Origin of the sequence: Aestuarium sp. (assembly GCF_023253315.1) — a bacterium.
In the GTDB taxonomy this organism is placed as follows: domain Bacteria; phylum Pseudomonadota; class Alphaproteobacteria; order Rhodobacterales; family Rhodobacteraceae; genus Marivivens; species Marivivens donghaensis.
Genome location: NZ_JALRGW010000007.1, coordinates 33,776 through 46,846, shown reverse-complemented (window position 1 = coordinate 46,846; position 13,071 = coordinate 33,776). Strand labels below are relative to the sequence as shown.

Annotated in this window: 13 protein-coding genes; 3 read left to right on the top strand and 10 right to left on the bottom strand. The window is 58.6% G+C overall.

Annotated features, from left to right (window positions below):
- Nucleotides 1–62: 62 nt before the first annotated feature.
- Both AC1QQ2_RS06010 and pncA read right to left on the bottom strand, forming a co-directional pair.
- The gene (locus tag AC1QQ2_RS06010) at nt 63–1,322 is read right to left on the bottom strand and encodes a SulP family inorganic anion transporter (protein ID WP_479712454.1); all 1,260 of its coding nucleotides are present in this window, start codon (nt 1,320–1,322) and stop codon (nt 63–65) included.
- Nucleotides 1,323–1,378: 56 nt separating this feature from the next.
- Nucleotides 1,379–1,981 (bottom strand): bifunctional nicotinamidase/pyrazinamidase, encoded by a 603-nt coding sequence (pncA, locus tag AC1QQ2_RS06005; RefSeq protein WP_479712453.1) that lies wholly within the window; start codon nt 1,979–1,981, stop codon nt 1,379–1,381.
- Nucleotides 1,982–2,095: 114 nt separating this feature from the next.
- Between pncA and trhO the strand changes: the two genes are divergently transcribed.
- Nucleotides 2,096–2,998 carry an oxygen-dependent tRNA uridine(34) hydroxylase TrhO gene (gene trhO, locus AC1QQ2_RS06000; RefSeq protein WP_479712452.1) on the top strand — a complete coding sequence of 301 codons (903 nt, stop codon included), beginning with the start codon at nt 2,096–2,098 and terminating at the stop codon, nt 2,996–2,998.
- Here trhO and AC1QQ2_RS05995 read toward each other — a convergent pair.
- On the bottom strand, nt 2,995–3,468 hold the full coding sequence (locus AC1QQ2_RS05995) for a transglycosylase SLT domain-containing protein (protein WP_479712451.1): 474 nt from the start codon (nt 3,466–3,468) through the stop codon (nt 2,995–2,997). The genes trhO and AC1QQ2_RS05995 overlap by 4 nt on opposite strands.
- A gap of 115 nt (nt 3,469–3,583) precedes the next feature.
- Between AC1QQ2_RS05995 and AC1QQ2_RS05990 the strand changes: the two genes are divergently transcribed.
- Both AC1QQ2_RS05990 and AC1QQ2_RS05985 read left to right on the top strand, forming a co-directional pair.
- Nucleotides 3,584–3,925 (top strand): CidA/LrgA family protein, encoded by a 342-nt coding sequence (locus AC1QQ2_RS05990; RefSeq protein ID WP_479712450.1) that lies wholly within the window; start codon nt 3,584–3,586, stop codon nt 3,923–3,925.
- Nucleotides 3,925–4,641: an LrgB family protein gene (locus tag AC1QQ2_RS05985; RefSeq protein WP_479712449.1), complete on the top strand. Its 717-nt coding sequence runs from the start codon at nt 3,925–3,927 to the stop codon at nt 4,639–4,641. Before AC1QQ2_RS05990 ends, AC1QQ2_RS05985 begins: the two co-directional genes overlap by 1 nt.
- On the opposite strand, the gene AC1QQ2_RS05980 is transcribed toward AC1QQ2_RS05985, so the two are convergent.
- The 7 genes from AC1QQ2_RS05980 to dnaA form a co-directional block, all read right to left on the bottom strand.
- A complete protein-coding gene (locus tag AC1QQ2_RS05980; RefSeq protein WP_249946196.1) occupies nt 4,642–5,400 on the bottom strand; it encodes a potassium channel family protein in 759 nt (252 codons plus the stop codon). It abuts the gene before it with no gap.
- Nucleotides 5,401–5,451: 51 nt separating this feature from the next.
- Nucleotides 5,452–7,887 (bottom strand): DNA topoisomerase (ATP-hydrolyzing) subunit B, encoded by a 2,436-nt coding sequence (gene gyrB, locus AC1QQ2_RS05975; protein WP_479712448.1) that lies wholly within the window; start codon nt 7,885–7,887, stop codon nt 5,452–5,454.
- A gap of 81 nt (nt 7,888–7,968) precedes the next feature.
- Nucleotides 7,969–8,589, bottom strand: coding sequence for a LysE family translocator (locus AC1QQ2_RS05970; RefSeq protein ID WP_479712447.1), 621 nt, complete (start codon nt 8,587–8,589; stop codon nt 7,969–7,971).
- Nucleotides 8,586–9,017 (bottom strand): VOC family protein, encoded by a 432-nt coding sequence (locus tag AC1QQ2_RS05965; protein WP_105233971.1) that lies wholly within the window; start codon nt 9,015–9,017, stop codon nt 8,586–8,588. Before AC1QQ2_RS05965 ends, AC1QQ2_RS05970 begins: the two co-directional genes overlap by 4 nt.
- Nucleotides 9,014–10,123 carry a DNA replication/repair protein RecF gene (gene recF, locus AC1QQ2_RS05960; protein ID WP_479712446.1) on the bottom strand — a complete coding sequence of 370 codons (1,110 nt, stop codon included), beginning with the start codon at nt 10,121–10,123 and terminating at the stop codon, nt 9,014–9,016. The genes AC1QQ2_RS05965 and recF overlap by 4 nt, the downstream gene beginning before the upstream one ends.
- Nucleotides 10,124–10,169: 46 nt before the next feature.
- Complete coding sequence (gene dnaN / locus AC1QQ2_RS05955; RefSeq protein ID WP_479712445.1) at nt 10,170–11,288, bottom strand: DNA polymerase III subunit beta; 1,119 nt, start codon at nt 11,286–11,288, stop codon at nt 10,170–10,172.
- Between the two features lie 108 nt (nt 11,289–11,396).
- Nucleotides 11,397–12,752: a chromosomal replication initiator protein DnaA gene (gene dnaA, locus AC1QQ2_RS05950; RefSeq protein WP_479712444.1), complete on the bottom strand. Its 1,356-nt coding sequence runs from the start codon at nt 12,750–12,752 to the stop codon at nt 11,397–11,399.
- Nucleotides 12,753–13,071: the final 319 nt, after the last annotated feature.

The following is a 13,071-nucleotide window of genomic DNA, read 5'->3' as shown; positions in this document are numbered from 1 at the left end:
ACGGGGCCTTTCGGATTACGTTAGGGCCGCTTAGATCAAAGATCAGGGGGCAGGTGCAAGGTTCACTTGTCCCGAGGGGTCCAATCGGGTGGATTTGCGTTGCGGCGAAGGCGCAGGGCGAGGCCCAGCGTGACGCCCGTGCCTATGGCGATGGTGAGGTCGGTGAGGACCGTCAGGCCGAGCGTGATCAGGAGGAGCGCGACGTTTGCGCGGTCATCGCGCATCCATTCGCCCCATTTGTGCGGCTCTGCCATGTTCCACGCGGTGAGGATCAGGAGACCAGCCAGCGCGGGCATTGCTAGACCAGATGCGAGCGGGGCTGCGACCCACATCACGACAAGTATCACCAGCGCGTGGATCATGCCCGCGAGCGGTGTCCGCCCCCCTGCCCGCACGTTGGTTGCGGTGCGGGCGATAGCGCCTGTCGCGGGCAATCCGCCAAAGAGCGGCGAGGCGAGGTTGGCGATGCCTTGGGCCAAAAGCTCTGCGTTTGGTTTATGACGGTCCGAAATCATGCGGTCGGCGACGATGGCGGACAGCAGGGATTCAATGCCAGCGAGGAAGGCGATAATCAGGGCCGAGGGGAAGAGTTCCCTTAGACGGGCGAAATCCATGTCGGGGAGCTGCGGGGCAGGCAGAGATGCGGAGAGCGTGCCGAAACGGTCGGCAATCGTATCAACGGGTAGGTTAAACAGCGGCACAGCGACCGAGGTCGCGGCGACAGCGACGATCAAACCCGGCCAACGAGGGGCGGCACGGCGCAGTGTATAGATCAATACCATCGTCACCAGCGTGACCCCAACAGCGGAGAGGGAAAGGGTGTCGCGCGCCTCCCACAGGGCCGGGATTTTCTCGATCATATCGGCGGGTAGATGGTCCATCGTCAGGCCCAGACCGTCCTTGATCTGGCTGGATGCGATGATGACAGCGATGCCGATGGTAAAGCCGTTAATGACGGCTTCGGGGATATGTCGGATGAGGGTGCCAGCGCGCAGGGTGGCGGCGATGATCAGGATGATCCCCGCCAAAAAGGTCGCGATCAGGAGGCCGTCAAACCCGTGGCGGGCAATCACGTCATAGACGACAACGATAAACGCACCTGTCGGGCCGCCGATCTGCACGCGGCTACCGCCAAAGGCCGAGATCAAGAAGCCCGCGACAATCGCAGTGACCAGCCCCGTCGACGGATCAGCGCCAGAGGCAATCGCAATCGCGAGGCTCAGCGGCAAAGCCACCATCGCCACGGTGATGCCAGCAAACACATCGGCACGCAGACTGGCCAGCGTGGTCGCTGGCAGGGTCGATAGCAATTTGGGGGTCATGATGTCCGTCCTCTCGGGCGGATGCTGCTCCTCAACTGCTGTTATTGCAAGGAAATTTAGAGGACCGATACGCCTGCGCTTTTCATCCCATCAATGGCGGCGGCAAGCGATCCGTCAAAGTCGATCCCACGGCAGAGGTCGGTTCGAACGGTCACTTTGAACCCGAGGTTCGCCGCATCAACCGCCGAGTAGTTCACGCAGAAATCCGTCGCGAGGCCGACAAGGGTGACGTCGGTGATGCCGCGCGTTCGAAGGTAACCTTCAAGGCCCGTTGGGGTGGTATGATCATTCTCAAAGAACGCAGAGTAGCTGTCGATGGCGGGGTTCATGCCCTTGCGGATGATGAGGTCGGCATCGGTGCGGAGTGCTGCGTGGAAATCGGCGCCCGTGGTGCCTTGGATACAGTGATCGGGCCATAGGACCTGCGGGCCGTAGGGCATGTCGATCAGTTCGAGCGGGGATTTGCTCGCGTGCGACGAGGCAAAGGAGGAATGGCCCGCGGGGTGCCAGTCTTGGGTCAGCACAACAACCCCGAAGTCATCCATCAGCGCGTTGATCCCACTGACGATGTCGTTCCCACCCGCAACGGCGAGCGCACCACCGGGGCAGAAGTCGTTTTGAACATCGATTACGATCAGCGCGTGGGTTTTGGGGTGCATGGGACTCTCCGTTTTCGGCGTGGTGATACCCTAGCGGTTGCAGGACCACCGTCAATGCGCCTACCTCGTTTGGCCAGACTTGCCCGCACGCTGCGACAGGCGTATGGAAATCCCATGTATACTGTCTGCGCGCTCTATCATTTCACCCCGTTCCCCGACCCCGCTGCAATCCGTGGGCCGCTCCTTGAGCTGTGCCAACGCGAAGAGATCACAGGGTCGCTCCTCCTTGCGAAAGAGGGGATCAACGGCACCGTTGCTGGCTCTGAAGCTGCGATCAATACCATGCTGGCGCATATCCGTGCCCTGCCCGGCTGTGACGATCTGGTTTGGAAGAACTCGACCGCGAAGGATCAGCCCTTTGGCAAAATGAAGGTGCGCCTGAAGAAAGAGATCGTGACCATGGGCCAGCCGGACATCGATCCGCGTGCTGCCGTGGGCCACTACGTTGAGCCGAAAGATTGGAACGATCTGATCACCGCGCCCGACGTTGTGGTGATCGATACCCGCAACGACTACGAATATTCGATCGGCACCTTTGAGGGCGCGATTGATCCGCAGACCAAATCGTTCCGCGACTTCCCCCAGTGGTGGGAAGAGAACAAAGATCGGTTCCACAACAAACGGATCGCGATGTTCTGCACGGGCGGTATTCGCTGCGAGAAATCGACGAATTTCGTGAAACAACAAGGCATTGACGAAGTTTACCACCTCAAGGGCGGCATCCTGAAATACCTCGAAGAGGTGCCTCAGGAAGACAGCAAATGGCAGGGTGATTGCTATGTGTTCGACGGGCGTGTGTCGGTTGGGCATGGGTTGGTCGAGGGTCCGCATGAGCTCTGCCATGCGTGCCGTCGCCCTGTGATGCCAGAGGACAAATCGCGCCCAGAATGGGAAGACGGCGTGTCCTGCCACCAGTGCGTTAACGAGACCTCGGACGAGGATAAGGCACGGTTCCGTATGCGCCAGAAACAGATCGAGCTTGCCCGTGAACGAGGCGAGAAGCACTTGGGTCGTTAACCCGCACGAAGGCCCGTTTCGACCAACAGGCCAAGGCGTTTGGCCTCGTAATAGTAGCCGCGCGCATACCACATGATCGCTTCGTCCTCGTCTCCGCCAGAGACGAGCCATGCGCCGCGCAAGTAACGTCCCGCGTAATGCAGGTTAGTTTCTGCGTCCAAAAGACCGCTGTCAGGGCCTTCATACCCCATCGTGCGCGCCGTCTGCGGAAGGATCTGCATGAGGCCGTAATAGGGGCCATTGCGGGCACCCGCGCGGTAATCGCTTTCGCGCTGGATTACATGGTGGAGCAGCGTTCTAGGAATTTCGTGCCTATCCGCCCATTTGTTCACCAAGACCCGCATTTCAGGCGTCTCACCAGGGAAAAGCGGCGGGTTATAGCCGTGGTCGAAAGTGGTCAAATCCCCGCCTTTGCCGCAAGCAGCGAGCGCGGAGAGAGCAAAGAAAATGGCGTGGCGACGTGTGATCATGGCCTGTCTTAGCGTGGGGCGATACCGTCGGATAGTGGGTGCGAAAAGATCGGCGAACTTGCGCCAAGCGGTTTGCCCCTTTACCCCTTAATCATACGACAGCGGGAGGCACGAGATGCTGGGCTATCTAACACTGATTTTCAGTTGCCAATTGATCGGCGAAGTCATCGTGGGCACGCTCGCCCTACCCGTCCCCGGCCCCGTGGTCGGCATGGTTCTGCTGTTCATCTACTTGATAATACGTGGTTTTGTTCCGGATGATTTGGGCGAGGTCGCGGGCGGATTGCAGAAATACATGTCGCTGTTGTTCGTCCCTGCGGGCGCGGGCGTCATGATGCATTTCGGGCTGATCGGTGAGGCGGCGGTGCCCATCGCGGCGGCACTGGTCGTCAGCACGCTGGCCACAATTGCGGTGACGGCCCTCATCATGAGCCGCCTGATGAAGCGAGGCAACTGATGGAAAACCTGCGCGATACATGGGTTTATCTGAGCGCCTCGCCGCTGTTTCACCTGACGTTGACGCTGATCGCGTTTCAGGGGGCGTTTTGGCTGTTTGAAAAGGCGGGGCGGAACCCGATTTTGAATCCCGTTCTAATTTCGGTGATCGTGATCGTCGGGGTGCTGATTTCGACAGGGACAAGTTACCCGCAATACTTTGAAGGAGCGCAGTTCGTGCACTTCCTCCTTGGTCCTGCGACGGTATCACTGGCGGTTCCGCTCTATCGACAATTGGCAAAGGTCAGACAGTCGGCCTTGGCAATTGGCGTGAGCCTGCTCTGTGGGTCGTTAACCGCGATTTTCACCGCTGTGGGCATCGCATGGCTGCTCGGCGGAGGGCCAGATATCCTCGCCACCCTCGCGCCGAAATCGATCACGGCGCCCGTCGCGATGGCCGTCGCGGAAAAGATCGGCGGGCTGCCGTCGCTGACAGCGGTCGTCGTGATTATCACGGGCATTTTCGGCGCGATGTTCGGGACGTTCGTCTTGAATGCGGTCGGGGTCAAAGACTGGGCCGCGCGTGGATTCGCGATGGGCACGGCGAGCCATGGGATCGGGACGGCGCGGGCGCTTCAGGTCAACGAAGTTGCGGGGGCGTTCGCGGGATTAGCGATGGGCCTCAATGCGTTAGCGACCGCGATCTTGCTGCCTGTGCTCTGGGCAATCGTGTTCTGATCACACGTCGCCTTCGGTCCGAATGTAGATCGTTTCGCCGCAGTGTTTGCAATGAACGGCGTCCGCATCGTGGAGGATGAGGCCGCAGGTCTTGCATTCCTGACGGACCTTGGACGGGCGAAAGAGGACTTGGAGGAGGCGCAAGAAGAGCGTCACACCAAAGATCATGACGCCGACCGATAGCATGCGGCCCCACGGTCCTGTCAGGGTAATGTCGCCGAAGCCCGTCGTGGTCAGCGTCGTCACAGTGAAATAGAGCGCGTCGGCGTAGTTGCGGATCTCTGGGTTCACATTGACTTGAGTCGCGTAGATGAGGCCCGTCATTACAAAGAGAAACACGCCGAGGTTCAGGGAGGCGAGGACGATGTCTTCGTTCTTTCGGAAGAAGCTGAAGTCCTGACGAAGTCTGCTAAGTAATTGATATGTATGCAGTAAGCGGAGCGTACGAAGGATGCGGAGGAAGCCGACGCCTTCGCCTGTGATCGGCGCGAGGAAGGATAGTACCGCTGCAACATCAGCCCATGTCGCGAGGCGGAATGCCATGAGGCGTTTTTCTTTTTCGATCCAGAAACGGATGAAAAAGTCCGTCAGGATCAAAACGCCGAATACCGCATCGATGATTTCGATGGTGACGGTATGATCGTAGAATGACGTTCCAATCACAAAGAGGATTGTCGCGATGTCGAACACGAGGACGCCGTAGCGAAACCGATGTGCGGCGACGGTGTCGTCTTCGTAGAGGGAACGGATTTTTTCCATGTCGTCGGGCCGAAAGCAAAAGACCCGCCCAGTTGGGGCGGGTCAGATTGATTAGAAGTCGAGGTTTTCGACGCTCAGCGCGTTTTGCTGGATAAAGTCGCGCCGTGGTTCAACTTCATCGCCCATCAGCTTGCTAAAGATGTCGTCGGCCTCAACCAGATCGTCGATCTTAACCTGCAAGAAGGTGCGTGCATCTGGGTCCAGGGTGGTTTCCCAAAGCTGGTCAGGGTTCATCTCGCCCAGACCTTTATAGCGTTGAATCGAAAGACCTTTTTCGCCCTCTTCAAGGATCGCTTGCAGCAGGCCGAGCGGGCCGTAGATGACCTGAACGCGGTCTTTTCGGATCAGTTTCGCGGGTTCGTTGTAGACTTCTTGCAGCGCCTCGGTGAAGGAGCCCGTTTTGCGCGCCTCGCCAGAGCGGAGCATGCCGCCGTCGAGGGTGCGGACCTCTTCTACGCCGCGCAGAATACGGGCGAGACGGATGCCGTGATCCTGAGTGATACGGCCCGTCCAGCCACGTTCGTATTCGAGTGCGATGAGGTCCAGACGTTTCGCGACCTTGTCCGCGACGCCCTGAAGGTCAGCGTCCACAGCACCCGGAACAAAGGCACCAGCAACGGCCGCTTGTTCGAGGATGTGGCGCGGATAGTGCGTCGGGAAGGCGTCGATCACGCGTTTGAGGCTGCGTGCGTTTTCAACAACGCGGAGCAAGTCCTGACCCGCAAGTTCAGCGCCGTTCGACAAGCGAAGGATCGCACCGTCAACGCCCTGTTGGATGAGGTATTCATCCATCGCGGCCTGATCTTTGAGGTAAACCTCTGATTTACCGCGAGAAACCTTATAGAGCGGGGGCTGCGCGATGTAGAGGTGACCTGCTTCGATCAGTTGCGGCATCTGACGGAAGAAGAAGGTCAAGAGCAGCGTTCTAATGTGTGCGCCGTCCACGTCCGCGTCGGTCATGATGACGATCTTGTGGTAGCGGAGCTTGGACAGATTGAATTCGTCGCGACCGATGCCAGTGCCGAGCGCCATGACGAGGTTGCCGATTTCCTGCGACGACAGCATGCGGTCAAAACGAGCGCGTTCGACGTTCAGGATTTTACCTTTGAGCGGCAGAATAGCCTGCGTGCTACGGTCACGGCCTGTCTGCGCGGAGCCACCTGCGGAATCACCCTCGACGAGGAAGACTTCGGTCTTGGACGGGTCTTTTTCCGAACAATCCTTGAGCTTCCCAGCGAGGAAGTTGACGTCCATCGCGGTTTTGCGGCGGGTCAATTCGCGGGCCTTACGAGCTGCCTCACGGGCCAGAGCGGCCTCGATGATTTTGCCGACGATCTGTTTGGCTTCGTTGGGGTTTTCCTCGAACCATTCGGCCAGTTTTTCGCCAACGAGGTTCTCAACCGCAGGACGGACCTCGGACGAAACGAGTTTATCCTTGGTCTGTGACGAGAATTTCGGATCAGGCACTTTGACCGAGAGAACACAGGTCAGACCTTCGCGGGCGTCGTCGCCAGAGAAGGAAACCTTTTCCTTTTTCGCGATACCGCTTTCCTGCGCGTATTTGGTCAGGGTGCGGGTCAGCGCGGCGCGGAAACCGGCCAAGTGGGTGCCGCCATCGCGCTGCGGGATGTTGTTGGTAAAGGGCAGAACGTTTTCGTGGTAGCTGTCGTTCCACCACATCGCGACCTCGACGCCGATGCCATCGCGTTCGCCTGTCACAAAGATCGGCTCTGGGAACATCGGGTGTTTGGAGCGGTCGAGGTATTTAACGAACTCTTTCACGCCGCCATCGTAGAACAGCTCCGTCTTGATCGCTTCAGCGGGACGGTCGTCTTCGACGAGGATGCGGACGCCAGAGTTCAGGAAGGCCAGTTCGCGCAGACGCTTTTCCAGAACATCGTAGCTGTATTCGAGGTTCAAGAAGGTGCCGTCGGGCGCATTGGTGCGCGAGGACGCCATAAAGCGCACCTGCGTGCCCTTTTTGCCCGGAGTGTCGCCAACCACGCGTAGCGGTTCGACGGTCACGCCTTTTTCAAAGCGGACGTAGTGTTCTTTGTCGTTGCGCCAGATGCGCAGTTCGAGCCAGTCGGACAGCGCGTTCACAACGGAAATACCCACGCCGTGCAAACCGCCAGAGACCTTGTAGGAGTTCTGGTCGAACTTACCACCCGCGTGCAGCTGGGTCATGATAACCTCGGCTGCGGAGATGCCTTCTTCGGGGTGCATATCGACGGGAATACCGCGGCCGTTGTCGGTCACGGAAACAGAGCTATCCGCGTGGATTTTCACAGAAACATGGTCGGCGTGGCCAGCTAGTGCTTCGTCGATGCCGTTATCGACGGCCTCATAGATCATGTGGTGCAGGCCAGACCCGTCGTCGGTGTCGCCAATATACATCCCAGGGCGCTTGCGGACAGCGTCCAAGCCCTTGAGAACTTTAATAGAATCGGCGCCATACTCGGCTGGCTGCTGCTCTTGATCGGACATTCGGTGTTTTCCCGTTATTCAGTTGCCAAAATATAGAAAATTGGCGGGGGAATGTCACGCAATTCGCACCATATTTTGTGTTTATAAAAAGGGGATAACGACCCCGACAGCTACCAGTAGCCACCCTGCCGTCAGGTTCATCCGCTTGAGCGCGCGTGGTGAGGTCAGAAGCGCCCGCACCTTACCGATAAATGCGCCCATGATAAGGTTGCCGATCAGCGGCACGATGGCCGAGAGCGCACCTATGGCGACGATGTCTGCGACGGTGAGTTGGGACAGGTCAAAGAAGCCCGGCAGCATACCCATGTAGAACAAAATCGCCTTGGGGTTTCCGATGATCACGGCGAGGCCCGCGACAAAGCCTGCGATGACGCCCGGACGGGTTAGGCGGCTGTCAGAGGCGATGGTTTTGTCGGCGTTACGGATGACCATGTAACCCATGAACAGGAACGTAAGTGAGGCCACATAGCGCATCAGGTCCAAGAAGCCCGCGTATTGGCTTACGATCCACGACACGCCGAGGATGGCGAGGACGGACCACATGACATCGCCGACCACCACGCCAAGGGCGAGTGGCCATGCAGCGCGGAATCCGCCCGACATAGCACGCGCCATCAGCGCAACCCAGACAGGACCAGGGGTCATGAACAGAATGAACAGAGCGCCTGCGTAAAGCGCAAGCTGTTGAATCGTCAGGGTCATTCGGACCTCGGTAAAGTTAAGCTGCCGTCGTCGGAGAGCGGCCAAAATGGATTGTGAGCGAGTTCCCAAACGTGACCGTCGAGGTCGGCGTAGTAGCCAGAGTATCCACCCCAGAACACTTTCTCGGGCCGTTTCAGGCAGGTCGCGCCAGCGGACAAGGCGAGGTCAAAGGCAGCGTCGACGTCTTCGACGGTGTTGAAATTCTGCGCCAAGGTGACTGCACCCGTCCCGAGCTGCGCGTCTGGGCGACCTTGGTCTTTCGCCAGTTCGTCGAGCGGGAACAGGCCTAAGAGTTGCCCATGGAGTTGGTAGAACGTCACTCCAGGTTGCTCTTCGGCGGGTGACCAGCCGAGGGCCGCGTAGAAGGCCTTGGATTGTTCGAGGTCTGCCACGCCGAGGGTGATCAAGGTGACGCGCTGAGGGGTCATGGCAAATCCTTTTGGGTGGTAATGGACGTGCCATTATCTTCTGTGATTTCAATATATTGCGCACGTGACTGCAGTTCTTCGAACAGTTCTGGACCCGTGCCAGTCATGAACGCCTGTGCCCCCAGCGCGCATATTTCATCATAGAGCGCGGCGCGGCGGCCCGCGTCAAGGTGGGCTGCAACTTCGTCCAGCAAAAGGATCGGCGGGGCGCCGAAATCACGGGCCAAGGCGCGACCATTGGCGAGGATCAGCGAGATCAGAAGCGCCTTTTGTTCACCCGTCGAGCAATCAGAGGCGGGAACGCCTTTGGCGCGGAATGTGGCGTCTAGATCACTGCGGTGCGGGCCGATCAGGGTGCGGCCAGCGGACATATCGCGCTGACGGTTGGCTGCGAATTGGTCGCGCAGAGCGGTTTCGTCCTCGGCCAAGTCCTCAGCGTGGGTCAGCGCCAAATCCGCGATGGGAAAGGCGGTTTCGGCGGCGTCTTGGGCATCCTGAAGCTCTGCTATGGCGCGGTTGCGATTGGCGGTGATCGCAATGCCAGCCTGCGCCATCTGCGTCTCTAGAGCGGCATACCAATGGGCGTCGCGCACCATGTCTTTGAGTAGGCGATTGCGTTCGCGCATGGCTTTTTCATAGGTCAGAACGGCCTCGGCATGAGAGGGTTCAAAGCTCATCGTCATGCGATCAAGGAAGCGACGGCGCCCGTCTGCCCCCTCGATCCAAAGGCGATCCATAGACGGCACGAGCCAGAGGACGCGGGCAATGCGGCCCAGTGCGACTTGCGGCGCGGCTTTACCATCAATGCGAAGCTGGCGGCCTTTGTCGGGCTCCATCCACGTCTCGACCTCGTGAAACTGATGGAGAGACGTAATTTCCGCGCTGATTTTCCAGCCGAGCGCCTCTTGCTTGCGGATCATATCCTCGGCTGCGGCGCGACGAAGGCCACGACCGGGGGAGAGGAGCGAGACGGCCTCTAGAATGTTGGTCTTGCCCGCGCCATTCGGCCCATAGATCGCAACGGGGCGGCCATCAAATTCGGCCACGGCGCGCTTGTGCGACCGAAAGTGCGAAAGCTTGAGCACATCAACAGAAAGGCCGCTCATGCGCGGCCCTCCCTCATTCCAGTCTGTCGGTGGCTGCTGACCAAGGTCAGACGCGCATCGGCATGACGACGTAGACGGCTGAGGTGTCGTTACCTTCGCGCATCAGGGTCGGGTCGCCAGACGAGTTGAACAAGAATACTGCGTTTTCGCGGTCCACTTGGGATGCGATTTCAAGCAAGTATTTGGCGTTAAAGCCGATTTCCAGACGTTCGTCGTCATAGGCAACAGCCAGTTCTTCGGTCGCGGCACCGCTGTCAGGGGCGTTGACGGAGAGAACCAGACGGTCCTCGTCGAGCGACAATTTGACGGCGCGGGAGCGTTCGGACGACACGGTCGCTACACGGTCCACGGCCTTTGCGAAATCGCTCGCGTCGACTTCGAGCCTACGGGTGTTCCCCTGCGGGATCACGCGGGTGTAGTCGGGGAAGGTGCCGTCGATGACCTTGGAGGTCAGGGTGATGTTCGGTGTCGCAAAGCGGACTTTGGTTTCCGAAACCGATACGGCGATTCGCATATCATCGTCGTCGAGCAGTTTACGAAGTTCGCCAACGGTTTTGCGCGGAACGATCACGCCCGGCATGTCGCTTGCGCCATCAGGCAGAGCAGCGTCGATGCGGGCCAGACGGTGGCCGTCGGTCGCAACGCAGCGCAGCGCGGGGCCGTCTTCGCCCGTGGCGACGTGCATGTAGACGCCGTTCAGGTAGTAACGGGTTTCTTCCGTCGAGATCGCGAATTTCGATTTATCGAACAGGCGGCGCAGAACTGGTGCAGGAGCAGCAAAGTTCGTCGCGTAGTCGGACGACGCCATCACGGGGAAATCTTCTTTGGGAAGGGTCGCGAGGCTAAAGTTCGAACGGCCTGCTTCGATGGTCAGGCGGCCTTTGACGCCGTCTTCGGTCAGGGTGACCAGCGCGCCATCGGGCAGTTTGCGAACGATTTCGTTCAAGGTAACGGCGGCGACCGTGGTGGCGCCAGCGCGTTCGACCATTGCGGATGCTTTATCAACGACTTCGATGTCGAGGTCGGTGGCGCGGAACTGAACGCTATCGCCTTCGGCTTCGATCAAGACGTTGGCCAGAATTGGAATAGTGTTCCGGCGTTCCACAACCGATTGGGCTTGTGCGACTGCCTTGAGCAAAACCGCGCGTTCGATACTGAATTTCATGTCCCTCGCTCCGCTTCTCGGACCTGACAAGGCCGGGAGGTGAAAACTATACGTTTCCCCTCTCGGCTCAAGCTCTTTTTGTCACTGTTTAATACTGCGCGTGCAGCGTCAAGACGCGAGCGTGCGGCGAAGCAGTTCCAATTCGTCGGAAAGTTGCGAATCTGCCGCGGAAAGTTCGTCGATGCGGCGCACACCGTGCATCACGGTCGTATGGTCGCGGCCACCGAATTTCCGACCGATTTCCGGCAAGGAACGGTTGGTCAGCTGTTTCGCCAGCCACATCGCAACCTGACGCGGACGAGCATAGGCGCGCAGACGTTTCGGGCCGATGAGGTCGGACAGGCGGATGTTAAAGTGCTCTGCGACCTTGCGCTGAATTTCGTCGATAGTAACGCGACGCTCGGACGATTTCAGAAGGTCGGCAAGGCAGTCTTGCGTCATCTCGAGGGTGATCGGCTTACCGACCAGCGATGCCATCGCAAAGAGACGGTTCAGTGCACCTTCGAGAACGCGGACGTTCGTTGTGATCTTGTGCGCAAGGAATTCCAGCACGCCGTTGTCGATCTGAAGACCCGGGAATTGCTCTGCATAGAGTTCCGCTTTGGTCTGGAGAATGCCGACGCGGAGTTCGTAATCGGTCGGGTGCAGGTCCACGACGAGACCACACTGGAGACGCGATTTGATGCGGTCCTCAAGGTCTTTGATTTCACCCGGCGCACGGTCAGCCGAAATGATGATCTGTTTGCGGGATTCAACGAGCGCGTTGAAGGTGTGGAAGAACTCTTCTTGGGTCGAGTCTTTGCCAGCGATGAACTGAACGTCGTCGACCATCAGGACGTCGACCGAACGGAACATCTGTTTGAAGTCGATCATCTTGCGATCTTTGAGCGCGGAGATGAAGCGATACATGAATTGCTCAGCCGAGAGATACACCACGTTCTTTTCGGGCGAACGGCGGCGGATTTCATGGGCAACGGCGTGCATCAGGTGGGTTTTACCCAGACCAACGCCGCCATAGAGGAACAGCGGGTTAAAGGTGACGGGGCCACCTTCGGCAACGCGACGGGCCGCAGCATGAGCGAGCTCGTTCGGTTTTCCGACGACGAAATTTTCGAATGTGTAACGCGGGTCCAGCGTTGCATCGGGAATCGAGGGATCGATGCTCGCAGGGGACTGACGCACAGGCGTAGCAGCAACAGGCGCGGGACGGGCGCTGTTGGCGGCAGGGCGGACATCAAACGCGAGGCGTTCGACTTGGGCACCATTGCGGTTCAAATGATAGATAATCTGGTCCGCATAGTTTTGCGTGACGTAGTTACCAAAGAACGAGGTCGGCGCTGTAAATTGAGCCACGCCTTCGTTCACACTTACTAGTTCAAGCGGCTCGATCCAGTTCGCAAAATTTCCAGTCCCCACACTGTTTTTTAGCGTTTCGCGAATCGTGCCCCACATAGTCGTCGTCATATCCCAATGCCTGTCCCAAACGTTTCTTGCGATAGGTTTCCCCCGACACATCAACTCCACAAAAGACAAAGCACCATCGTTTGCCCGATCCCAAATTCGGACAGCCAAGGTCACCTGCATCTCTGGTTTGGATCCGTTTTACCGCCTGTCGGACGGCACATAACGAGCCCAATATGGGGTGTGCGTTCGTCACCCTGCCAGAGTGAAAAACGTCAGAACATTATGGCCGTACTAAATGGTACTGGCCAGGTGAGCGCAAAAATCAGATGTCATCCAGAGCAGATCCGGATGCTACAATGACCTCACTTTCACCATGCTC